Raw genomic sequence first — 23,076 nt, forward strand, 5'->3', positions numbered from 1 at the left:
GTCTAAAGCTGTAATGGCTACTTTCTTTTATGAAAGTAGCCATTAGATGTCTTATTAACTAATGAAAGAGTTAATTAAGCTATAGAAAACTGCTGAGATTGCGATAAGACCCATGACTACAACAAATACGTTGCTGATATGGCCTTCATATTTCTTCATTGCTGGTACTTTACGGATTGCATACATTGGCATCAGGAACAGTAACATCGCGATGATTGGGCCACCTAATGTTTCAATCATACCTAAAATGCTTGGGTTTAATGTTGCAACAATCCAAGTTGTAACCAGCATAAACAGTGCAGTGATTTTGTTTAAACGATCTTTTTCGATTGTTTTACCTTTCTCACGCAGTGATTTGATGATTAAACCATTGAAACCTTCACGAGCACCTAAGTAGTGACCTAAGAATGATTTAGTGATCGCAACGAAAGCAATAAATGGAGCAATATAAGCGATAACAGGTGCTTCAAAATGGTTAGCAAGGTAAGACAGAATACTGATGTTCTGTGCTTTTGCTTCAGCTAAGTTCTCTGGTGTTAAGCTAAATACACAGCTAAACACGAAGAACATTACGGTGATAACCATCATGATGTGTGCATAAGCTAAAATGCGTGAACATTTTTTCTCAGCGTTTTCGCCGTATTCTTCACGTTTTGCAACAGCAAACGCAGAGATGATTGGAGAGTGGTTAAAAGAGAACACCATTACAGGGATAGCTAACCATAAGGTTACTAATAGACCTTGCCCCATACCTGATGTAGTTGCGTGATCAAAAGAGAGAGTATCAAGAACCGCACCATTCCACTCTGGGATCAGATACAGTGCTAAGACCATCAGGACCGCAACAAATGGGAATACTAAAACGCTCATTGCTTTAACGATAGCTTGTTCACCAAAGCGGATAATCGACATGATACCAATAATCAGTATCAGCGATAAAATTGCGCGAGGTGGTGCAGCCATGTGCATTTGGTTCACAATAAAGCTTTCTACTGTATTGGTGATAGCAACACTATAAACCAATAGAATAGGATAAATTGCGAAGAAATAGAGCAGGGTGATTAATTTACCTGCTGTTTTACCAAAGTGTTCTTCAACAACTTCAGTGATATCTTCACCTGGGTTTTTACCTGATAACACAAAGCGGCACATACCACGGTGTGCAAAGAAGGTCATTGGGAACGCAAGTACTAACATGATAAGCAGAGGAATTAAACCACCAATCCCTGCGTTGATAGGTAAAAATAGAACACCAGCACCGATAGCCGTACCGTATAAACCTAACATCCATACTGTATCTGACTTACGCCATGTTTTGTAATCACCTTGGGTGTTACCCGACGCGATAGAACCAACTTTGGTTGTATCCATAATACTCTCCGAAATAACGCGGTAAAAAAATAATGAATAAAATAAGAGCGCGATTGTATTTCTTTTTAGAAATGAATCACTGCATAAATTTAATTATGAATAAATGAGTGCATTGAGTACCTGGTGTTATCTCAATATCTTCAATTACCACATACAAAATCTTTAAATTTCAAAAGAGTTAAACCCTTCCAAAATTTGAAAAAATATTCTATAAGTTTATATCTAGACTTAAGAGTTGCAGAATATAGTGTTTTTCAGGATAAACTACCGTGATCACCATCTCAAATGCTAAATATAACTAAAAAAGCTGAAAATGTAACATTTTTTATATTTTGTGTTTTTCGAGGCGGTTTTTAAAACATTTTGAAATAACTTTCCAATTTTAAAGTAAATACAAAATAAAGCTAAATACTTAAATATTCATATGTTAATGATTATTTTTAGGTATTTTTATTAACTAGGAAATAAATGATTAAAATCAATTAGGTTATTTTTGTTTACAATTAAAACATTATATTAACCACGCATATGATTGAAATATAATGATAAATTATTTTCTTTAATTAATGTTTAAAACTAGACAAAAGAATATAGAAACGATGCAATATGATTATTTATTAATGAATTTCCTTTATTTTATGAAATGAATATAGCTATATTTCATTTATAAGTAGAATATTGTTTATAAATACGACAATGAATTTGTTAATAAATGAGTTTGGTAGGTTGCTATATAACGAATATAAAAGTTTCATTTTGATTAAAATAACAACATATTTATTTTTTGGACAAATACTATAATAGTAGAGAATATTTTTATTTATATATTAATATATTGAAGAAGGGCATTACTTAAGCTAAATATAAAAAAAGACCACAATAAATGTGGTCTTTTTCGGTATAAGAAAGGTTATGCCTTTGTCCAACCCTTGCGAATAGGATAAGCAAAACAGAGCTGATAGAGCTGTTGTACCCATTTTTGGAGTATGTCTCCACCTTTAGACCAGAAGATCTGGCAAAGGCCACAAGAAAGTAGAGCAACGATAAAGGCACCAATCATATCGATTGGCCAATGTACACCAAGATAGATACGTGACCAAGCAATCGCAAGCCCTAAACCGAGCATAATATAGCCAATACGTTTGCTGTTATGCCAAAAGAGATAAGCTAAAGCAATGGTGAAAACAAACGTACCATGGTTACTTGGGAATGATGGTGTTGCATCGTGATCAAGAAAATTGTAGCCAATGTTGGCTGCAAAAGGGCGCGCATGAGGCGCAATAGCACCAATCACCCAAGAGATAGAAAGTGCGATAACTAAAGAGATAGCCGCTTTACATACCAATGTTCTGTGCTGGCTAAGATGTTTTTCATTACCCCATAACCAATAGAACACTAAAGATAACGGAAAAAGATAGACAAGGTACTTAGCAATAATTATCGCCGTACCGATTTCTAAAGGAGATGCCGCAGGTGTTGCATTCATCATTGAAAATACGGCTAAATTGAATTGTTCCAGCAAAGTAGGCTCCATACATGTCGTACTGATAAGCGATGTTTATGATACATAATACGCAAGTTTTTAAGGGTAAATGAGGGAGTAATAGGGGTAAAGTGTTTTTTTCTTATTTAATTGTGCTTTTTTTAAAAGATTTGTCAGTTTTATAGCAAACTGAGTTAAAGCACTCTTAAAAAGAGTATTGCGCTTATGTTATTGCTCTCACATCGTTCTTTTTCTTATCTTCAACGAGGTATAACTTTATGTGGTTCCAGAAAAATATAGTCCTTAATGCACGACCAAGAGGATTTCACTTAATTACACAAGCATTGATTCAAGAATTACCGGAACTAAGACAATATAAAATTGGAATTGCTCATTTTTTTATTCAACATACATCGGCTTCATTAACGATTAATGAAAATGCTGATCCGACAGTACGAAGCGACTTTGAAAATTTCTTTAATCAAAGCGTAAAAGAGAACGAAGATTACTATCTTCACACTTATGAAGGCAGTGATGATATGCCCGCGCATATTAAAAGTAGCTTACTTGGGCAAAGTGTTACGGTTCCTATTAGTCAAGGTGAGCTGAATTTAGGGGTTTGGCAGGGAATTTATCTTGGTGAACATCGTAATCACGGTGGTAATCGTCGCATTATTGTGACATTGCAAGGTGAGTGTTACTAAATTTCAAGCAATAAAAAACCCGACAGTTATTTCACCAAAAGGGTTGAAACTATCGGGCTCCTCAATATTTGGGGACATCAAAGAAAAGCAGTGGCACTAATTCAGACTACGAGTTAGAAAGAAAGTTCGCTGGCTAATGAAAAAAAATAGAATTTTTTTGGGAAAAGAGTGAGAAGATAAAGAAAAGATGGATGATGCAAAAAGAGAAAGCGCTAAAACATATTGATAAATAACCTGTTTTAGCGCTTTTGAATTAATTGTAGATGCCTAAATTTTCTTTAGCATAAGCTTCAAAATCTGTGCAACCACCAATGTGTTTCTCATCAATAAAAATTTGTGGCACAGTTTCAACAGGTTTACCGACAGTTTTAGATAAATCAGCTTTTGTAATTCCTTCAGCTTGAATATCTACATAGCGGAAATCGAAATCGTCACGTTTTTCAGACAAAGTTTCAGCCAGTTGTTTTGCACGAACACAGTATGGACAACCAGGGCGACCAAAAATGACAACAAACATACGACACTCCTTATTGAGGAAATAAAATTCAGGCATAATAGTTTCTATTGGTTGTTACTATGCCCTTTTATTAGGCTAAACAAAAACAGTTATTGCCTTTTAGTGTGATAAATTATACCAATTTGCTGGATAATGAGATAGGACTGCAACACAGCAATTTAGCGGAGAAATCATGGAAAAGCCTTCAAATCGAGATATGAAATCACTATCAGATATGCCAAGACCCATTATCATCATTGAAATAATCGGGATTGTTTTATTGGTGATTGCTTATCTTTATATCAATCAATATATGACCTCTCCGCAGTGGCTAGGAACATATACAGGACAATTAACATTAGTTGTTTTAGGGGTTATCTGCATGATCCCGCCCGCTATCCATATTGTATGGCGTGCTATTTATCGATTAACTTTTTTAGGGATTGACCATAAATCCCTAAATAGTAAAAAGAAAAAAGAGAATAACAGAGAATAGCTATCTGTTTTCCCTCAAAAATGTATTAGAAACTAAGAAAAAACAATGTGTAAATTGGCTTAATTTTCTTAGTTTTTCTATTTATTAGTGCCTTCAAGATAGAAAAAGTGGCAAAATAGCGTCAATGCCAAAAGGCACTCTATTTTTTGCGCGTAAAGGTTATTTGAATGAACGCTGTTGTGACTACCGATCTGGATCAGCTAAAGTCTTGGCTTGATGAATTACAGATTGCTTATTATGAATGTGACTCTTGTCAGGCGTTACATTTACCGCATCTTCAATATATCAGTGGTATTTTTGATGCCAAAATTGATATTCTTGAGGATGTACTTGTATTTACCGCTATCGCTGAGCTAAAACCGTCAGCCATAGTGCCATTAATGGCAAATCTAAGCCAAATTAATGCAAGCTCTTTATTTATTAAAACATTTCTAGAAATTAGTGATGAGAACTTACCAAAATTAGTCTTCTGCCAATCATTCCCAGTTGCTGCGGGTATCTCACTTAATCAATTTGACCTATTCTTACAAAAAGCAGAAGAGCAATCTGCTGAAGTCGTCAGGGAAATTTTTAATAACGGTTTCTTGTATGGCGAAAAGCAAGAAAGTGAAAACGAAGAAGACGAAGAAGATGTTGAGATAAATAGCACATCAACTGACTCCTCCTATACTGTACATTAATATTAATCTCCATAACGGTCACAAAATCTTATGCAATGCGCACGATTTAGTGCGGGTGAATGTCATTCTTGTGAGTGGCTTTCTCTTGCTTATCCTGAACAAATCAAGAAAAAACAGCACAGCTTATTAGCATTACTTCCAGAAGATTATGCTTTTGATAAATTAGCGCCAGTAGAAAGCCAACAGGCGCAGTTTCGTAATAAAGCAAAAATGGTCGTCAGCGGGAGTGTCGAAAGACCTGTCTTAGGCTTAAAAACGAAAGACGGTATGGCTGTCGATTTATGTGAATGCCCACTGTACCCAGTTTCTTTTGCACCCGTGTTTCCTGTTTTAAAAACATTTATTGCAAAAGCAGGGTTAGTGCCTTACGACATCGAACGTCGTCGCGGTGAACTCAAGTTTATTTTATTAACTGAGAGTCGAAGTAATCGCACCATGATGTTGCGCTTTGTTTTGCGCTCAGAAAAAAAACTAGAACAACTTCGCAAAGCACTTCCTTGGTTACAAGCGCAATTGCCTCAATTAGCGGTTATCTCCGTGAATATTCAACCTGTTCATATGGCTATTTTGGAAGGCGAGCAAGAAATTATTCTGACTGAAAAAACGTTCTTGGATGAATCATTTAACCAAATTCCATTGCATATTCGTCCAAGAGGCTTTTTTCAAACCAATCCAGCGGTGGCTTCATCACTTTATGCCACAGCAGGTCGTTGGGTAAGAGAATTAAATATCACGCATTTGTGGGATATGTTTTGTGGTTCAGGGGGCTTTGGGTTGCATTGTGCAGATAAATCAACCCAATTAACAGGTATTGAAATTAGCCCAGAAGCTATTGAATGCGCACGTTTATCAGCTCAGGAATTAGGGCTAGAGCATGTTGAGTTTCAAGCGTTAGATTCAACAGGCTATGCATTAGCAAAAGAGTCTGTTCCTGAATTAGTGCTTGTTAATCCACCAAGAAGAGGTATTGGTGAGGCATTATGCGGTTATCTAAATAAAATGAAACCTCGCTTTATCCTGTACTCAAGTTGTAATGCTCAAACCATGGCAAAAGATATCCAGCAACTTTCACATTATCAGATAGATAGAGTGCAATTGTTTGATATGTTTCCGCATACTTCTCACTATGAAGTCCTTACGTTATTAGTATTACAAGATGACTAAGATATTTATTACAAAATAGTAATTGAGTGTTAGTATAAATAAGCATTTAACGCTCGATGGATAACATCGGGCGTTTTCTTTTTTATTAGATGGGCATTCTATTTTATGCAGAACTTAAAAGCGTTGTTATTAGTGATGGTGTTATTGGGACCTTTGGGGATCGATCTCTATTTACCGACGATACCTACGATTGCTCAAGATTTAGGAAGTAGCGTATCCCTTATCCAATCAACTATCGCTTTATTTATTTTAGTCTTAGGTGTAGGGCAACTTATATCGGGACCTTTAGTGGATAGGTTTGGTCGTAAACCTATCGCTATCGCGGGAATACTTATCTATATTGTGGGTTCTGTTATTGCAACAATTTCGACAGACTCAACGCTTTTTATTATCTCGCGATTATTACAAGCTTCAGCTGTGTGCTGTACTTCTGTTGTCGCTTTTACCTGTGTTCGTGACTGTTTTAATGGTAATGAAGCCGCCCGCGTTTTTGGTTTTTTAAATGGTACGTTAAATATTATCCCTGCATTGGCGCCATTATTAGGTGGATTATTAGCAGAATATTGGGGATGGCGTGCTCCTTTCGGGTTCTTAATTTTCTATTCAGTGTTTGTGTTGATTTTGATCACCCGCTTTTTACCAGAAACAAAGCCTGAAAATACTGCTCAATCAAAGCAAAAATTAGGTAAAACATACCTTGAGATTTTATGCAGTAAACGCTTTTTAACTTTTGCTTTAGTGAATGCAGGAACAATGGGGATGGCATTAACCTATGTGTCATTCGCCCCAATTGTATTGATGAATGATGCAAAATTATCAGCACTGATTTTTTCTATTGTTTTTGGTGTAAATGGTTTTTGGATCATGTTTGTTAGTTTTTATGCGAACCGCGTTATTCACCGTGCCGGCAGACCTGTTTGTTTGATCTTAGGGAGTGGGCTGATGGGATTAGGCTGTGTGAGCTTGTTAGGTAGCTTGTTGCTTATTCCAGCCGCAATGCAGGATCATTGGTTGATCTATATGCTTCCTGTGGCAAGTGCTTGTGCGGGGCTTGCTTTTATTATGGGACCCGCGACAAGTTATGCACTTGAACCTTATTCAAAAACAGCAGGTATTGCCTCTGCATTAGTGGGTTTTATTCAAATGGCAGGTGGTGCAGCCTTTGGTTTAACCGCGTTGGCTTCACCAGTACAACCGAAATTAGCGTTAGCTATTGTGATGTTACTTGGCAGTTTATTAGCGTTGAACGCTTATAGAGTAAGCCACAAAGAAGCGTTAATAGAAAAACAGGCTACACCAGAATAGAACAATTATTTGTTATTTATTCAAACATAAAAAAACACCCCAGAATGATAACCTACTGGGGTGTTTTTATATCGACAGTTCGGTTTACACGTTTTTAATTACGATGCTCAAACTCTAAGGCTTTTTTCTCAATTAATCTCATTAAAAGAGTCAATATTCCGTTGATACACAGATAAATAATACCTGCTGCAACAAAAACCATTACATCATAACTTTGACCAAAAACTTGTCGGCTATAACCTGTTAACTCAAGTAAGGTGATGGTACTGGCAAGTGAGGTGCTTTTGAATATTAAGACCACTTCGTTTGAATATGATGAAAGCGCACGCTTAAATGCGTAAGGTAATATCACTCTTGCCGTTTGTATTGGAGACATGCCTAGCGCTTGGCAAGATTGCCATTGCCCTGATGGGATAGCTCTTACAGCACCATAGAAAAGTAAGGTTGAATATGCCGCACTATTTAATGCTAATGTGACCATTGCACAAAACCAAGGTGTTGATAATAACTCCCAAATCAATGGGAAGTTTTTCAACGCAGGAAATTGCCCAGGACCATAATAGATTAAGAAGAACTGCACCAATAATGGTGTACCCGTAAATAAGGTAATATAAGCTTTTACTATTTGGCTAATAACCGGTGTTTTTAGTGCCAAAATAAAGGTCATTAATACCGATAAAGTAAATGCAACCAATAGCGCCACAATTGTTAAAGAAAGGCTGGTTGGTAATCCCGGTAATATATCAACAATATAATCCCACATTATGAGGCACTCCGTTCAAATCGGGTCGTTCTCATTTCTAGCCATTTCAGGATATATTGACTGACCAATGTAATTGCTAAATAAATCAGAGCAACAATGCTATACCAAGTAAAAGGCTCTTGAGTTCTATTGGCGATACTTTGTGTTTGTAGCATTAAATCATTGACGCTGATTAATGAGACTAACGCGGTGTCTTTCAAGAGTACTAACCACTGATTACCTAAACCCGGCAAAGCGTGACGCCACATTTGAGGCATGATAAAGCGGAAGAAAATAGTAATACGACCCATGCCTAATGCTTGGCCGGCTTCCCATTGTCCTGTTGGTACGGCTTTTAATGCACCACGTAAAGTTTGTGAAGCATAAGAAGCATAAAGAAGTGAAAGGGCGATAACACCGCAATAGAAAGGTAAAGATTCAGTATCACCAAAATCAATTTGTAAGGTGAAAGCACCTAATTCAATACCATCCATTAGCATCATGACACCTTGCAAGGTGCCATAATAGACAAAAAGAACCACCAGCATTTCTGGTAGTCCTCTAATTAGTGTTACCCAGCATGTTCCTAAGAAAGCAAAGGCTTTCCATCTCGCGGATTCCCAAGCTGTAAACAGCATGGCAAGAACTAATCCGATGATAAGAGCAGAAATAGCAAGTGAGACCGTTGTGACGGCCGCACCTGCTAGAGTTGTTATTTCATTCATCTATTAAACTATTGTTGTTATTGAAATATCGTTATTCAAACCATTTTTTATAAATGACATCATAGGTGCCATCAGCTTTTACTTCAGCTAACGCTTTATTTAATTTATCTTGTAAATCAGCATTGCCTTTTCTTACTGCAATCGCAAGACCAGTACCAAAATAGTTAGGATCTGCAACTTTATCACCTACAATACCTAATTCAGGATTCTTTTTCAGCCATTCATTAACCACAGCCGTGTCACCAAAGATAGCTTCGATACGACCATTTTTCAGATCTAATACCGCATTTTGATAACTGTCATAAGGAACCGTTTTCATCTCTTTGTGTTGTTCATTGATGAATTTCTGATGGGTTGTCCCATTTTGTACACCAATTTGTTTACCTTTTAGGCTCGCAACATCAGAGATTTTACCTGTTACTGTGATAAATACTGCTGAGTTATCATAGTAAGAATCAGTGAAATCAACTTGTTTTTGACGCTCTGGCGTAATATCAATGCCTGCCATTAATGCTTCAAAACGACGGAATTTCAGGCTAGGAATTAAACTATCAAATGATTGATTGGTAAAGGTACAGTCCGCATTAATTTTTGCACACATTGCATTTGCTAAATCAACGTCAAATCCCACAATTTGATTATTTGCATCAATCATTTCAAATGGAGGATACGTTGCTTCCGTTGCAAAACGGATTGTTTCTTTCTCAGCCGCAGTTGCAGAAAGTGTAATACTGGTCAGAAGTGCCGCAAATAATATTTTTTTCATTGTCTGATCCTGATTTAGTGTGACAAGTAATTAGCAAAAGCTTCCGTTTGTGGAGCTGTGAAACGATAGTTATCACCTTGCTCTATAATACGACCGTTTTCCATATATACAACTTTGCTCGCGGCTTTGCGTGCAATTTCAACTTCGTGGGTCACAATCACTTGTGTAATACCCGTTTCAGAAAGTTCTTTGATAATATCAACAACTTGAGCGGTAATTTCAGGATCTAAAGCTGCCGTTGGTTCATCAAATAAGAGAACTTGAGGCTCCATCATTAAGGCTCTAGCAATAGCAACACGTTGTTGCTGTCCCCCTGATAAATGCAGTGGGAAACGTTCTGCATATTCACTTAAACGTAAACGTCCAAGTAATTTCATTGCTTTTTCTTTGGCCTGTGGTTTTGATAAACCTAATACACGGCAAGGTGCTTCAATTAAATTATCAAGAACCGTTAAATGTGGCCATAAATTATATTGTTGAAATACCATGCCCACATTTTGGCGTAATGAACGAATTGCCTTTGCGTTAGGCTGTTGGCTAAAGTCAAAATGCAGACCCGCAATTTCTAATTCGCCTGAACGTGGCATTTCTAATAAATTAAGAACTCTCATTAGGGAGCTTTTACCTGCACCACTTGGTCCTAATAGAACCATTGTTTCACCAGCAGAGCATTCTAGATTAATATCATAGAGTGCTTGGTGCGAACCGTAGAAACAATTTATGTTTTTTAATTGAATACTCATGCGTTTTTTCTGAATAGTCATTAACTGGTTCAAATAATAAAACGGTGAGAATAATTATGCAACTAAAACTGCATAATAAAGTGGTTTTTTTATGTAAAAATGGGTAATTCGGCTATTTTTTTTCACTAGTAGGTGAATTTTTATCCAGTTTGTAAGCGTTAGTACTTATTGTTTTAGCCATACCTTTGAAAATAAATAAGTGCGCAGGCATCATGGCAAACCAATAAAGTAATCCACTAAATCCTGCAGGGTGCCACCAAGCACGAACATCTATTGAACGCAGATGACCACTGTCGTGGATCGTGAAAGAGAGTCTGCCTAAACCGGGCGCCTTCATTCCAAATAACAGTGTGAGCTGTTTTTCAGGCTCCAGTTTAATCACTCGCCAACCATCAATCATATCGCCAAGTTCTAACGTTTCTCGAGAAGGTCGTCCGTAAGTGACTTTATTCCCTGCAATATCATCCATAATGGCGCGTGTTTTCCATAAGGCGTTACCATAGAAATACCCTTGTTCACCGCCGATTTGTTGTACTGTATGCCAAAGGGATGCCGCGCTTGCAGGTGTGGATACTGTGCAACCCGCATTTTTAGGGTAATAGCCATAGCCGGGTTTCCAGCGACTACGAACCGCCGAAGAGTAACCCCAATCTTGGTTATCTAACGCGGCCTCTTCATCAGCGAGTGTTTCTTTTACCGCATCATCAAATTTAATTAGAGACTGAGGGATCAGTTTACGTAATCGCTCATCGTTGGCAGGAAGATCGTATTTCAGCCCTTGGATCAGCTCTTTGGCAATCGAGGTGGGCACAGACGTTATCATACTGATAAATCCTGCCGAAATTAAACTAGCTGGCATTGGGATGGGAATTAGCATCCGCTTTTTACCCGAAATTTTAATAAAGCGCTCAAAAAGTGTTTGATAGCTGATGTATTCAGGGCCACCTGCATCAAAAATCCGGTGCTGATGTGTAGGGTGATGAATAATTTCCGTTAAATAGTGAATTAAATTTTTTAAGGCAATAGGGGAGGATTTTGACCGAACCCAGCGAGGTGGCGTAAGAATGGGGAGGTTATAAACCATATCACGCATAATTTCAAAAGCGGCTGAACCAGGACCGACAATCATTGAGGTACGAATTTCTGTTACCGGGATGGAGCTGGTTCTTAATACTTCACCTGTCAGTTTTCGTGCAATAAGGTGAGGAGAGTATTGTTGATCTTCATGTTGTAAGGCACTTAAAAAGATAATTTGTTGAACATTCGAGCCTTCAAGTGCTTCAACAACATTAATGGCAGCTTGACGCTCTAGTTCAATTAGATTATGCGCATCTCCCATACTATGAACAAGATAATAAACGATATCAGTATCGTGCATGACACTGTTTAAGGTTTCTGGATCATGTAAATCAACAAAGATACAGCGTGTATTTTCCCAACCTTGAGACATCATCCAGTCAATTCTACGAGCGCCGGCAGTGACCTGATGACCTTGTTTTATCAGAGCTGGAATAAGATTTTGACCAATATGCCCACTGGCACCAAGTACTAATACACGCTGTTGATTCATGGTTAATCCATTGTAAAAAGAGAACGTTATCGTTCTATTGTTACTGATTTTTCTATGAAGTAAAGAACGCCATCAAGATTGGTGTGATTAAACTTAACACGAATCCATGCACAATCGCTGCTGGCACAATGGCAACACCGCCACTGCGTTGTAAAACAGGCAAGGTAAAGTCCATAGATGTTGAACCACAAATTCCTAATGCCGTATTTCTATAACGATTAACAATGATAGGAATAAGCATAATTGCCGCTAATTCACGCATTAAGTCATTGAAAAATGCAGTACTACCAATAACAGGACCAAATGCATCAGTGAGCACAATACCCGATAATGAATACCAACCATAACCTGATGCAATCGCTAATCCCATTTTCATCGGTAATCCTAGTAAGTAAGCGGCTAAAGCACCACCAGCAAGCGCACTAAAGCCCATCACGACGGCAATGGTTGTTCCTCGACGGTTGATAAGAATTTGCTTTGGACTCATTCCGCTATTGCGTAATTGTAATCCGACTAACCAAAGTAAAAAGATAAGCGCGCCTTGGCTGGCATGAGAGGCATAATGGAAAATTGACCAGCCTGTTAAACCAACAAAGAAACCCACAACAACGACACCACATAATTGTAGCGATTCAAGTACCATTTTTATGCGTGAAGGGGGCTTGGACTGTTTATGCGCAGGGACGTGCCAAGGATCTTTTTTATCCAGTAACCATAAAAACAGTAAGTTGGCACCAAATGTACATAAAAAGAAAACACTAGCATAAGAAAGAATCGAGACTAAGTTTTCACCAATATTATCTAGCATGGCTAAACTAACGCCCATTAGAAATAGGATAACGTAAACCATCGCGCTAAGCAGGCGGTTTGCCAGATGAAGTAATGGGCGATTGTTTAACTTAATCAAATACCCTACAAAAAGCGGAAGTAGGATAATTAATAATCCTGATAGCATTTCTATTCCTTACTGAGTGTGCTTAAATTATAAAATAAACTAATAACGTGAATTGGATTATAACATTTACTTATGATGTTGTGGATACAGAAATTAAGATAAGTCTAAAATATTTATTAAGGTTAACGAGCCTACCATGTTTAGGTGTAAGAGGCTTTAATTGATTGAAAAGCGAACAAAATGGGTATATATCGAATAGTTGAGTAAATTTTATTACGGCTATCTTGAACTGTGATTTAATGAAAATATACATTAAGTGAAATTATTGCTGATTAAGCATAAAGTGAAGATAGGAAGAATAAAATAAAACCATAGCTTAGTCGCAACTGACGAGGGAATTTATGTATTTAGAAAGAGTGGAAATAGTTGGATTCCGTGGACTTAATCGTCTTTCATTACCTCTTGATATGAATACAGTCTTAGTGGGTGAAAATGCGTGGGGTAAAAGCTCATTACTTGATGCGTTAACACTCAGTTTGGGTATTGAAACCTATCAATATGCATTTACACCTGATGATTTCCATCGTTTGCCGAATGAACCTGAAGAAAATGGCAAAAAAAGCCTACAAATTATTTTAACGTTTACTGAATCTCGCCCGGGACGTCATCGCTCTTATCGCTTCCATAAAATCGCGCCTGTATGGGTTGAAAATGGGGATGATCTTAAACATATCTATTACCGTATCAGTGCGGAATTAGATGAACAAAAGAATGTAAAAACATTCCGCTATTTTCTTGATAAAGAAGGCAAGCAAATTCGCTTACCTAATGGGCAAACTCAAGAAATCATTGCAGAGATAGTGAGGCTTTATCCAGTTCTTCGCTTACAAGATGCGCGTTTTGTTCGTGATCTCACCTCTGACGTTATCGATTCTCATAATAATCCTCATCGAGAAGCGTTTAATAATAAAATGAGCGAGTTAACCAAAGCGTTAGTCAAAAATCCGGACGAGTTGTCAGATGAAGATTTGCGTGAAGGTCTTGATGCAATGCAACAACTGTTAGGGCATTATTTTGCAGATCACGGTTCGTTGCTGTTTAAATCGCGCGCCCACCATCGCAAAGTTAACGAGCCTCATGTACGTGGCTGGCATGCCTTAGAAAATATCAATAAAGTGTTGGCAAAACCCAATCAGAGAAGTATTCGATTAATTATCTTGGGGATGTTTTCTTCTATCTTACAATCTCGTGGTAGTGTTGCGCTCGATCCTTATGCAAGACCTATTGTGATTGTTGAAAACCCAGAAACGCGTTTACATCCTATTATGCTTTCGGTGGCTTGGGGATTACTCAATCTTTTCTCATTACAACGGATCACAACTACAAACTCAGGTGAACTGCTTTCACTCGCACCGCTGCAAAGCGTTTGCCGTTTAGTGCGTGATACCGATAAAGTTGCGGCTTACCGTGTTGGAGATCAGCAACTACATTCTGATGAAGAGCGACGTATCTCATTTCATATTCGTTATAACAGACCCTCTGCGTTATTTGCGCGCTGTTGGTTATTGGTTGAAGGTGAAACAGAGATTTGGTTAATGAATGAATTGGCAAGGCAATGTAATTATTTCTTTGAAGCGGAAGGAATAAAAGTTATTGAGTTTGCTCAATGTGGGCTTAAGCCATTATTAAAGTACGCAACTTATATGGGTATAGAATGGCATACCTTAGTAGATGGTGATGAAGCGGGTAAGAAATATGCCGCGACCGTTAAGGATTTTGCATTAAAAAGCAATGATGCAGAGCGTGATAGATTAACGAAGCTTCCTGCGTTAGATATGGAACATTTTTTATATAAAGAAGGCTTTCGCAATGTATATCATGATGTCGCAGGTGTGCCAGATAATGAAAAATGGCCAACTCGACGCGTGATCATTAAAGCCATTCAACGTTCATCCAAGCCTGATCTCGCACTAACGGTAGCTAACAATGCGGCTCAACGTGGAGTAGACTCCATCCCTTCCATACTGAAAAGTATGTTCTCTCGTGTTGCATGGCTTGCAAGAGGCAAGGCGAATTAATTCAAATCCACTACATTTATGTAAGTAAGATAAATTCACCAGATCTACACGTATTTTATTTAGCTATGAGAATAAAATCTCATAGCTAAAGCTTTGTATGAGTTATGTCATCTTTATGTTTAAGAAGGAAGAATTATGGCTTTTTTATCTTTAAAAAAGCGAGGGAAAGTGCTCACCCTTATTTTAATTGTTGCAGCAATTGCGACGTACTTTTTTTTGCCAAAAGATAAGGCACCGATATATCAAACACAGCAGATCACACGAGGTGATCTGTCAAAAGAAGTCACCGCAACTGGTAAGCTTGATGCTGTGCGTAAAGTAGATGTAGGTGCGCAGGTTAGTGGTCAGCTACAAACTTTATATGTAAAAGAGGGCGATGCCGTTAAAAAAGGTGATTTATTGGCGATTATTGATCCTAAAAAAGCACAAAATGACGTCACAGAATCTCAAGAAACAAATAATGAGCTTAAAGCCAATCTTCAACAAGCACAGGCTGAATTACGTTTGGCGCAATTGACATATCAGCGACAATTAAAATTGATTGCGACCCATGTTATTGCACAAGAAGAGCTTGATCGTACTAGAACCGATGTTGAAGTGAAAAAAGCGCGCATCATCACTTATCAAGCACAAATTAAAAAGAACCAAGCGACATTAGATACCGCAAGAACGAATCTGCAATATACACGGATAACTGCGCCTATGGATGGTGTTGTCACGTTTATTAAAACTCTTGAAGGTCAAACAGTGATTGCCGCGCAAGAAGCGCCTACGATTTTAACTTTAGCTGACTTAGACACAATGCTGGTAAAGGCAGAAGTATCCGAAGCTGACGTTATTTATTTAAAGCCTGATCTCAGCGCTTCTTTTACTGTTTTAGGCGCGCCAGATAAAGCCTTTAGCGGTAAATTAAAAGATATTCTTCCGACACCTGAAAAAATTAATGATGCAATTTTCTACTATGCGCGTTTTGAAGTGCCGAATGAACAACATTTATTACGGTTGCAAATGACCGCACAAGTTAAAATCCTTATCGAAACTAAAAAAGGGGTGCTTCTTGTTCCACTTTCAGTATTAGGTGAGGATGCGGGTATTAATGAATATTATGTTGATGTATTGGTTAATGGTCAGCCAGAAAGACGCACTGTAAAAATAGGTATGCGTACTGATGTTTATGCAGAAGTTCTCAGCGGATTGAAAGAAAACGATGAGGTTATTCTGGGTAAAACTTCAGGAGAAGCATAATGCCCGCATTATTAGAGCTAGATGAGGTTAGCCGTTTATATACCAATGGTGAAGAAGAAACCGTTGTTCTCAATAAAGTTTCATTAACGATTAATGCCGGAGAAATGGTGGCGATTATCGGGGCTTCTGGCTCCGGTAAATCGACTTTAATGAATATTTTAGGCTGCTTAGATAAACCAAGTAGCGGTGAATATAAAGTCGCAGGTCAAAGTGTTGCGAAAATGGAAGGCGACCAACTTGCAGCATTACGCCGCGAGCATTTTGGTTTTATCTTTCAACGCTACCATTTGATGTCGCATTTAAGTGCAGAACAGAATGTTGAAATTCCTGCGATTTATGCAGATAAAAATGCTACTCAAAGAAAAGAAAGGGCGCGTGAACTATTAACACGCTTAGGATTAGGTGATCGCGTTGATTATCGACCTAATCAACTCTCTGGCGGTCAGCAACAGCGCGTAAGTATTGCTAGAGCATTAATGAATGGTGGTGAAGTCATTCTTGCAGATGAGCCAACAGGGGCATTGGATAGTCATTCTGGTAAAGAGGTTATGTCTATTCTTAAGCAATTAAATGAACAAGGGCACACGGTTATTATCGTGACCCATGATCCTTTAATTGCGGCACAGGCTGAGCGAATTATAGAAATAAAAGATGGTAAGATTATTAATGATAATTACCATCAAAGAACAGCAAATAAAGTTAAAAAAGAGACACCCCCTGTTTTAGCTTCTTCGTATTTTGGGCAAATATTCGGGCGTTTTACACAAGCATTAGATATGGCTTGGCGTGCAATGGTTGTGAATAAAATACGCACGTTGCTAACGATGCTCGGCATTATTATTGGTATAGCCTCTGTCGTCACTATTATTGTGATTGGTGATGCCGCTAAAAGCATGGTGCTGGCAGATATAAAAGCGATTGGCTCTAATACTATTGATATCTATCCAGGGAAAGATTTTGGCAGCGATTCACCAGAAGATAGACAATCGTTAACATTGCAAGATGTCTTTGCTTTAAAACAACAATCTTATGTACAAGCTGTTACACCACAAGTGCAATTTAGCACACGATTACGCCGTGGAAATCAAGACTCGCCTGCATCTGTTGCGGGTGTTAGTGACGATTATTTCACTGTGTATGCCATGAAGTTTTCGCAAGGTGGTTCATTTACACCTGATATGATCGAGCGACAAGCTCAAGTTGTCGTTATTGATGAAAATACCCGTCAGCGGTTTTTCCCTACCAAAAAAGAAGTTATTGGTGAGCAAATCATTATTCGCAATATTCCCTCGACCATTGTTGGTGTCATTGCAGAGAAAAAATCGGCTTTTGGCAATGGTCAATCGCTCAGAGTATGGGTACCTTACAGCACGCTAAATAGCCGTATTTTAAATCGAAGTTACCTTGATAGCATTACAGTAAGAGCAACGGAAGGCTATGATGCCAGTGTTGCGGAGCAACAAATTATCCGTTTATTAACGATAAGGCACGGTAAAAAAGATATTTTTACTTATAACCTTGATAGCTTTATTAAGGCTGCCGAAAGCACAACTCAAACAATGCAACTGTTTCTCACTTTAGTGGCCGTTATTTCATTAGTCGTGGGTGGGATTGGTGTCATGAATATTATGCTAGTTTCAGTGACAGAAAGAACGCGAGAAATTGGTATTAGAATGGCGGTGGGTGCCAGAGCAAGTGATGTGATGCAACAATTCCTTATCGAGTCCGTATTGGTGTGTTTAGTTGGCGGGGTACTGGGAATAGGTCTTTCATTTGGTATTGCTATGGTGGCAAGTGTGATGTTGCCTGATTGGCATTTTGTATTCCAGCCTATCGCATTAGTGAGTGCTTTTATTTGTTCGACTGCCATTGGTGTTATTTTTGGATTTTTACCTGCAAGAAGTGCAGCAAAAATGAATCCAATAGATGCTCTTGCGAGAGAATAACGCAAACTAAACGCTAACTATAAGATAAAAGCCCTTGAAACATAAAGGGCTTTTATTTGAATGAATTAGGTATTCTATTTGACTAAAAATACCCAACTATTATGAGTAAAAGGTATTTTTATTGGGATCACCTATGCTGTAATTACCTTCTATTCGATAATAGGAATGATAAGGTCAGCATGATCACCCTTAGGTCCTTTTATCGTGCTATAATTAACTTTCTGCCCCGCTTTAAGTGTGCGGTAACCTTCCATTCTGATTGTTGAATAGTGGGCAAAAATATCATCGCCACCTTTTGCTGGGGTAATAAAACCAAAACCCTTAGCGTTATTGAACCACTTTACTGTACCTGTCTCCATACTTAGCTTCTCTCATATACTTGTATTTATTTGTTTAACATCACTTTCAGTATATTTACTGAGCTGTTCATAAAACATACTCTATTTTATTGTTTCAATCGTCAAGAGGTGAAGAGGGTAGAAAGTGTTTCGGGTAGATGAAATTTTGATGTAGCTAACGCTTTATAATTTTTTGAATGTAAAAAGAAGGAATAAAAAAGCGTTGATAGGCAGACTTTCCTGTGAGATGGTAAACTAAATGTCATAATTGAAAGTGACATTTAACAAAACTATGAGTAATACAAAACAATGGGTCAGTTTGATTTTTTAACAGAAACCACGTTAAGGGAAGATGTTCATCAGAAAAATGAGCCACCATCAATGTATAAGGTGATCTTGAATAATGATGATTACACCCCCATGGATTTTGTTGTAGAAGTGCTTACGATGTATTTTTTCCTTAGCGAGGAAAAAGCAACGCAAATTATGTTGGACGTTCATCATAAAGGAAAAGGAGTTTGTGGGGTTTATAGTGCGGACATTGCTGAAACAAAAGTGGCGCAAGTTAATCTGTATGCGAGAGAAAACGAATACCCACTTTTATGTACTCTTGAACAGGCATGATCCGGTTAGTCTTTTAAGGAGGAGGTGCTTATGCTTAATCACGAATTAGAGCTGAGTCTTAATGTTGCATTCGCGAAAGCCCGTGATAACAGACACGAATTTATGACTGTAGAGCACCTGCTGTTGGCGCTATTAAGTAATAAATCGGCACGCGAAGCATTGGAAGCTTGTAAAGTCGATCTAGCAGTCTTACGCGAAGAGCTTGAAGTCTTTATTCGTAAAACGACCCCAATTCTGCCTGAAAATGTGGACAGAGAAACACAGCCAACGCTGAGTTTTCAGCGTGTATTACAGCGCGCTGTTTTTCATGTTCAATCATCAGGCAAAAATGAAGTCTCTGGCGCAAATGTGCTGGTGGCTATTTTTAGTGAACAAGAGTCTCACGCAGCTTACCTATTACGTAAACACGACGTTAGTCGCCTTGATGTCGTTAACTTTATTTCTCATGGCATTTCAAAAGAAGATCAACAAAACGAAGATCTTTCTGACATGAATGATATGAACGCACAATCTCAACAAGAGATGCCTCAAAGTGACGATCATATGGATAATTTTACCACTAACCTTAATCAGTTAGCGCGCCAAGGTAAAATTGATCCCCTAATTGGGCGCCAAGCTGAATTAGAAAGAACAATCCAAGTATTATGCCGTCGTCGCAAAAATAACCCATTATTAGTGGGTGAATCGGGTGTTGGTAAAACAGCTATCGCAGAAGGGCTTGCATGGCGTATTGAGCAAGATGATGTGCCTGATGTGATGAAAGGTTACACAATTTACTCACTCGATATTGGTTCGCTATTAGCGGGAACAAAATATCGTGGTGATTTCGAAAAACGCTTTAAAGCATTACTGAAAACCCTCGAAAAAGATGAAAAAAGCATCTTATTTATTGATGAGATCCACACCATTATTGGTGCAGGAGCGGCATCGGGGGGACAGGTTGATGCGGCAAACTTAATTAAGCCATTGTTATCTGGTGGTCGAATTCGTGTTATAGGCTCTACGACTTATCAAGAATTTAGCAATATCTTTGAAAAAGACAGAGCGCTCGCGCGTCGTTTCCAAAAAATTGATGTAATTGAGCCATCTCCAGATGAGACGGTTTTGATCATCAAAGGATTGCGCCAGAAATACGAAGCACACCATGATGTGCGTTATACCAATAAAGCTATTCAGGCTGCGGTGGACTTATCGGTTAAATACATTACTGATAGACATCTACCTGATAAAGCTATTGATGTCATTGATGAAGCGGGTGCAAAAACACGTTTAATTGCACCAAGCAAACGTAAAAAAACCATTAATGTCTCAGATATTGAGTCGGTCGTGGCTAAAATTGCACGAATTCCTGAAAAAACAGTTTCTAGTAGCGATAAATCAATACTGAAAAATCTCGATAACCAATTAAAAATGTTGGTATTCGGTCAGGATCAAGCAATCCATGCCTTATCTGAATCGATTAAGATGAGCCGTGCAGGATTAAGCCAAGATAATAAACCGGTGGGGTCGTTCTTATTTGCGGGTCCTACTGGGGTAGGTAAAACGGAAGTCACTGTACAGTTAGCAAAAGCGTTGAATGTTAAACTGCTACGCTTTGATATGTCAGAATATATGGAAAGACATACGGTCAGTCGCTTAATTGGTGCTCCTCCTGGTTATGTTGGTTTTGACCAAGGTGGATTATTAACAGACGCTGTTATTAAAAATCCATATTCCGTTGTGTTACTTGATGAAATTGAGAAAGCGCATCCTGATGTATTCAATATCCTGTTACAGGTAATGGATAACGGCACATTAACGGATAACAATGGGCGTAAAGCCGATTTCCGTAATGTTATTTTAGTGATGACAACTAATGCGGGCGTGCGTGAAACGCAACGTAAATCGATTGGGTTTACAGAGCAAGATAATAGTACTGATGCGATGGTCGAAATCAAAAAAGCCTTCTCACCTGAGTTCCGTAACCGTTTAGATAGTATTATTTGGTTTAATGCCTTATCACCAGAAATTATCTCTATGGTTGTGGATAAATTTATTGTCGAACTGCAAGTGCAGTTAGATGATAAAGGGGTATCGCTAGAAGTTAGCCAAGAAGCACGTCAATGGTTATGTGATAAAGGCTATGACAAAGCGATGGGCGCAAGACCAATGGCGCGTGTTATTCAAGAAAACTTGAAAAAACCATTAGCTAACGAGATTTTATTTGGTTCTCTTGTTAATGGCGGTTCAGTTTCAGTAACACTCGATAAGCTGGCAGGCAAATTGAATTATGAGTTTGTTAGCCAAGAGAAACTGGCTAAGAATGAAGATACCGTTATCTAAAGATAGCGTTTAATCTCACTAAGCTATATAAGTTATAAAAGCATACACCACAGGTGAGCATCAATAAATGCCTTGCCTGTGGTGTTTTTTTCACCCGTTATATGACAATAGCGGGAGAGAACAGATTGGGATCAACGGCTACGGAAGATGATACGGCCTTTGCTCAGGTCATATGGGGTCAGCTCAACGGTAACCTTGTCGCCTGTCAGGATACGAATATAGTTTTTACGCATTTTTCCTGAGATATGAGCGGTAACGACGTGTCCGTTTTCTAATTCTACGCGGAACATCGTGTTTGGCAGAGTATCCAGTACAGTGCCTTGCATTTCAATGTTGTCTTCTTTGGCCATCTAATCCTCTAAGTTTTAATAACCATATTTTTTAAACGGCAAGATAATGCCGAAAATATTGTCCTATGTAAAGGAATGTTATTGGATAGCAATGGTGTTTACCTTGCTATTGCACTTAACATCCTTACCGCAACTTGCGTTTTACTTTGCTAAAGTAAAAGTAATAACAGAAGTCGTAATTCTTTATTTTGTGGTATTTGTAGCAATAAAATAACAGCACCCTAACCACATAATGGGTGTGTAAGATAAAATTTTTGTATAAACCTTTTTGCATAAATAACAGAATGACATTCTCAATTCTGTCTTAAATAAGAAGGGCTTTACAAAAACAAGCAGTGATTATAATTCCAACGATTGCTGATACCAACACTTTTTATCAATAATCACTTTTTTCCAACGAGATAACGCAACTAAATAATGTTCACGAGAGATCTCAGTGGCACCTAACGAGGCAGTATGAGAGTTTAGCACCTGACAATCAAATAGTTGACCCCCATAACGAAGAAAATGGTTATAAAAAGCAATAAAGGCACATTTAGAAGCGTTATCTCTACGGCTAAACATAGATTCGCCACAAAAAACGGCACCCATGTTTACACCATATAATCCTCCAACGAGTTCATCACCTTCCCAAACCTCAACAGAGTGAGCTTCACCTTGTTGATGAAGCTCTTCATAACCTGCTTTGATATCAGGACCTATCCACGTTCCTTCTTCACGTACAGAACATGCTTCAATCACTGAAGCAAAGGCATGATTTAACGTAATTTTATAAGGCTGATGCCGAATAAATTTACGTAAACTGCGCCCAATATGCAAATCACCAGCCGGTAAAACGGCTCTTGGATCGGGTGACCACCATAATGGTTCTTCATTAGGGAAATACCAAGGGAAAATACCCGATTGATATGCAACGCGTAATCGTGAAAGGGAGATTTCTCCCCCTATCGCTAATAAACCATTAGGCTCTTTTAACGCTAAGTGAGGCTCTGGAAAATCTAAATCACTATCATCCAATTGAAACAACGGCATA

22 protein-coding genes are annotated in these 23,076 nt (G+C 38.2%); 10 read left to right on the forward strand and 12 right to left on the reverse strand.

The features are described from left to right. Nucleotides 1-54 precede the first annotated feature (54 nt). Both BTA34_RS04590 and ybjG read right to left on the reverse strand, forming a co-directional pair. On the reverse strand, nt 55-1,371 hold the full coding sequence (locus BTA34_RS04590) for an HAAAP family serine/threonine permease (RefSeq protein ID WP_151434670.1): 1,317 nt from the start codon (nt 1,369-1,371) through the stop codon (nt 55-57). Between the two features lie 910 nt (nt 1,372-2,281). Beyond that, nucleotides 2,282-2,893, reverse strand: coding sequence for an undecaprenyl-diphosphate phosphatase (gene ybjG / locus BTA34_RS04595; protein ID WP_151434671.1), 612 nt, complete (start codon nt 2,891-2,893; stop codon nt 2,282-2,284). A 239-nt stretch (nt 2,894-3,132) separates the two neighbouring features. Between ybjG and BTA34_RS04600 the strand changes: the two genes are divergently transcribed. After that, nucleotides 3,133-3,558, forward strand: coding sequence for a secondary thiamine-phosphate synthase enzyme YjbQ (locus BTA34_RS04600; protein ID WP_151434672.1), 426 nt, complete (start codon nt 3,133-3,135; stop codon nt 3,556-3,558). A gap of 253 nt (nt 3,559-3,811) precedes the next feature. Here BTA34_RS04600 and BTA34_RS04605 read toward each other — a convergent pair whose 3' ends face one another. Continuing rightward, nucleotides 3,812-4,075, reverse strand: coding sequence for a GrxA family glutaredoxin (locus BTA34_RS04605; RefSeq protein WP_036912158.1), 264 nt, complete (start codon nt 4,073-4,075; stop codon nt 3,812-3,814). Nucleotides 4,076-4,247: 172 nt separating this feature from the next. Between BTA34_RS04605 and BTA34_RS04610 the strand changes: the two genes are divergently transcribed. The 4 genes from BTA34_RS04610 to BTA34_RS04625 all read left to right on the forward strand — a co-directional run bounded on the left by BTA34_RS04610 (nt 4,248) and on the right by BTA34_RS04625 (nt 7,699). Next, the gene (locus BTA34_RS04610) at nt 4,248-4,550 is read left to right on the forward strand and encodes a YbjC family protein (RefSeq protein WP_151434673.1); all 303 of its coding nucleotides are present in this window, start codon (nt 4,248-4,250) and stop codon (nt 4,548-4,550) included. A 167-nt stretch (nt 4,551-4,717) separates the two neighbouring features. Next, entirely contained in the window at nt 4,718-5,230 is a 513-nt protein-coding gene (locus BTA34_RS04615; RefSeq protein WP_151434674.1) for a YbjN domain-containing protein, read from the forward strand. Nucleotides 5,231-5,260: 30 nt separating this feature from the next. After that, nucleotides 5,261-6,394, forward strand: coding sequence for a 23S rRNA (uracil(747)-C(5))-methyltransferase RlmC (gene rlmC / locus BTA34_RS04620; protein WP_151434675.1), 1,134 nt, complete (start codon nt 5,261-5,263; stop codon nt 6,392-6,394). A 105-nt stretch (nt 6,395-6,499) separates the two neighbouring features. After that, nucleotides 6,500-7,699 (forward strand): multidrug effflux MFS transporter, encoded by a 1,200-nt coding sequence (locus tag BTA34_RS04625; RefSeq protein WP_151434676.1) that lies wholly within the window; start codon nt 6,500-6,502, stop codon nt 7,697-7,699. 94 nt (nt 7,700-7,793) lie between these two features. Here the strand turns inward: BTA34_RS04625 and artM are convergent, their stop codons facing one another. The 6 genes from artM to BTA34_RS04655 form a co-directional block, all read right to left on the reverse strand. Then, on the reverse strand, nt 7,794-8,462 hold the full coding sequence (gene artM / locus BTA34_RS04630) for an arginine ABC transporter permease ArtM (RefSeq protein WP_151434677.1): 669 nt from the start codon (nt 8,460-8,462) through the stop codon (nt 7,794-7,796). Further along, nucleotides 8,462-9,166, reverse strand: coding sequence for an arginine ABC transporter permease ArtQ (gene artQ, locus BTA34_RS04635; RefSeq protein WP_151434678.1), 705 nt, complete (start codon nt 9,164-9,166; stop codon nt 8,462-8,464). Before artQ ends, artM begins: the two co-directional genes overlap by 1 nt. A 31-nt stretch (nt 9,167-9,197) precedes the next feature. Next, the gene (gene artJ / locus BTA34_RS04640; protein ID WP_023581291.1) at nt 9,198-9,932 is read right to left on the reverse strand and encodes an arginine ABC transporter substrate-binding protein; all 735 of its coding nucleotides are present in this window, start codon (nt 9,930-9,932) and stop codon (nt 9,198-9,200) included. Between the two features lie 14 nt (nt 9,933-9,946). Beyond that, a complete protein-coding gene (gene artP, locus BTA34_RS04645) occupies nt 9,947-10,675 on the reverse strand; it encodes an arginine ABC transporter ATP-binding protein ArtP (protein ID WP_151434679.1) in 729 nt (242 codons plus the stop codon). Nucleotides 10,676-10,787: 112 nt separating this feature from the next. Continuing rightward, nucleotides 10,788-12,245: a DUF2867 domain-containing protein gene (locus tag BTA34_RS04650; RefSeq protein WP_151434680.1), complete on the reverse strand. Its 1,458-nt coding sequence runs from the start codon at nt 12,243-12,245 to the stop codon at nt 10,788-10,790. Nucleotides 12,246-12,297: 52 nt separating this feature from the next. After that, nucleotides 12,298-13,200, reverse strand: a complete 903-nt coding sequence (locus BTA34_RS04655; protein ID WP_151434681.1) for a lysine exporter LysO family protein — start codon at nt 13,198-13,200, stop codon at nt 12,298-12,300. A 341-nt stretch (nt 13,201-13,541) separates the two neighbouring features. Here BTA34_RS04655 and BTA34_RS04660 point away from each other — a divergent pair, with 341 nt between their 5' ends. The 3 genes from BTA34_RS04660 to macB all read left to right on the forward strand — a co-directional run bounded on the left by BTA34_RS04660 (nt 13,542) and on the right by macB (nt 18,409). Further along, nucleotides 13,542-15,218 (forward strand): ATP-dependent nuclease, encoded by a 1,677-nt coding sequence (locus tag BTA34_RS04660; protein WP_151434682.1) that lies wholly within the window; start codon nt 13,542-13,544, stop codon nt 15,216-15,218. Nucleotides 15,219-15,353: 135 nt separating this feature from the next. Beyond that, a complete protein-coding gene (gene macA / locus BTA34_RS04665; RefSeq protein ID WP_151434683.1) occupies nt 15,354-16,463 on the forward strand; it encodes a macrolide transporter subunit MacA in 1,110 nt (369 codons plus the stop codon). Then, the gene (gene macB, locus BTA34_RS04670; protein ID WP_151434684.1) at nt 16,463-18,409 is read left to right on the forward strand and encodes a macrolide ABC transporter ATP-binding protein/permease MacB; all 1,947 of its coding nucleotides are present in this window, start codon (nt 16,463-16,465) and stop codon (nt 18,407-18,409) included. The genes macA and macB overlap by 1 nt, the downstream gene beginning before the upstream one ends. Before the next feature lie 149 nt (nt 18,410-18,558). Here the strand turns inward: macB and cspD are convergent, their stop codons facing one another. Beyond that, the gene (cspD, locus tag BTA34_RS04675) at nt 18,559-18,768 is read right to left on the reverse strand and encodes a cold shock domain-containing protein CspD (protein WP_023581298.1); all 210 of its coding nucleotides are present in this window, start codon (nt 18,766-18,768) and stop codon (nt 18,559-18,561) included. Nucleotides 18,769-19,056: 288 nt separating this feature from the next. On the opposite strand from cspD, the gene clpS reads away from it, so the two are divergent. Beyond that, a complete protein-coding gene (gene clpS, locus BTA34_RS04680) occupies nt 19,057-19,371 on the forward strand; it encodes an ATP-dependent Clp protease adapter ClpS (RefSeq protein WP_151434685.1) in 315 nt (104 codons plus the stop codon). Between the two features lie 30 nt (nt 19,372-19,401). Further along, nucleotides 19,402-21,693 (forward strand): ATP-dependent Clp protease ATP-binding subunit ClpA, encoded by a 2,292-nt coding sequence (clpA, locus tag BTA34_RS04685; RefSeq protein WP_151434686.1) that lies wholly within the window; start codon nt 19,402-19,404, stop codon nt 21,691-21,693. Between the two features lie 131 nt (nt 21,694-21,824). On the opposite strand, the gene infA is transcribed toward clpA, so the two are convergent. Continuing rightward, complete coding sequence (infA, locus tag BTA34_RS04690; RefSeq protein ID WP_004244560.1) at nt 21,825-22,043, reverse strand: translation initiation factor IF-1; 219 nt, start codon at nt 22,041-22,043, stop codon at nt 21,825-21,827. Nucleotides 22,044-22,382: 339 nt separating this feature from the next. Further along, nucleotides 22,383-23,075, reverse strand: coding sequence for a leucyl/phenylalanyl-tRNA--protein transferase (gene aat / locus BTA34_RS04695; protein WP_151434687.1), 693 nt, complete (start codon nt 23,073-23,075; stop codon nt 22,383-22,385). Nucleotide 23,076: the final 1 nt, after the last annotated feature.

Source organism: Proteus sp. CD3 (genome assembly GCF_008808075.1).
In the GTDB taxonomy this organism is placed as follows: Bacteria; Pseudomonadota; Gammaproteobacteria; order Enterobacterales; family Enterobacteriaceae; genus Proteus; species Proteus appendicitidis.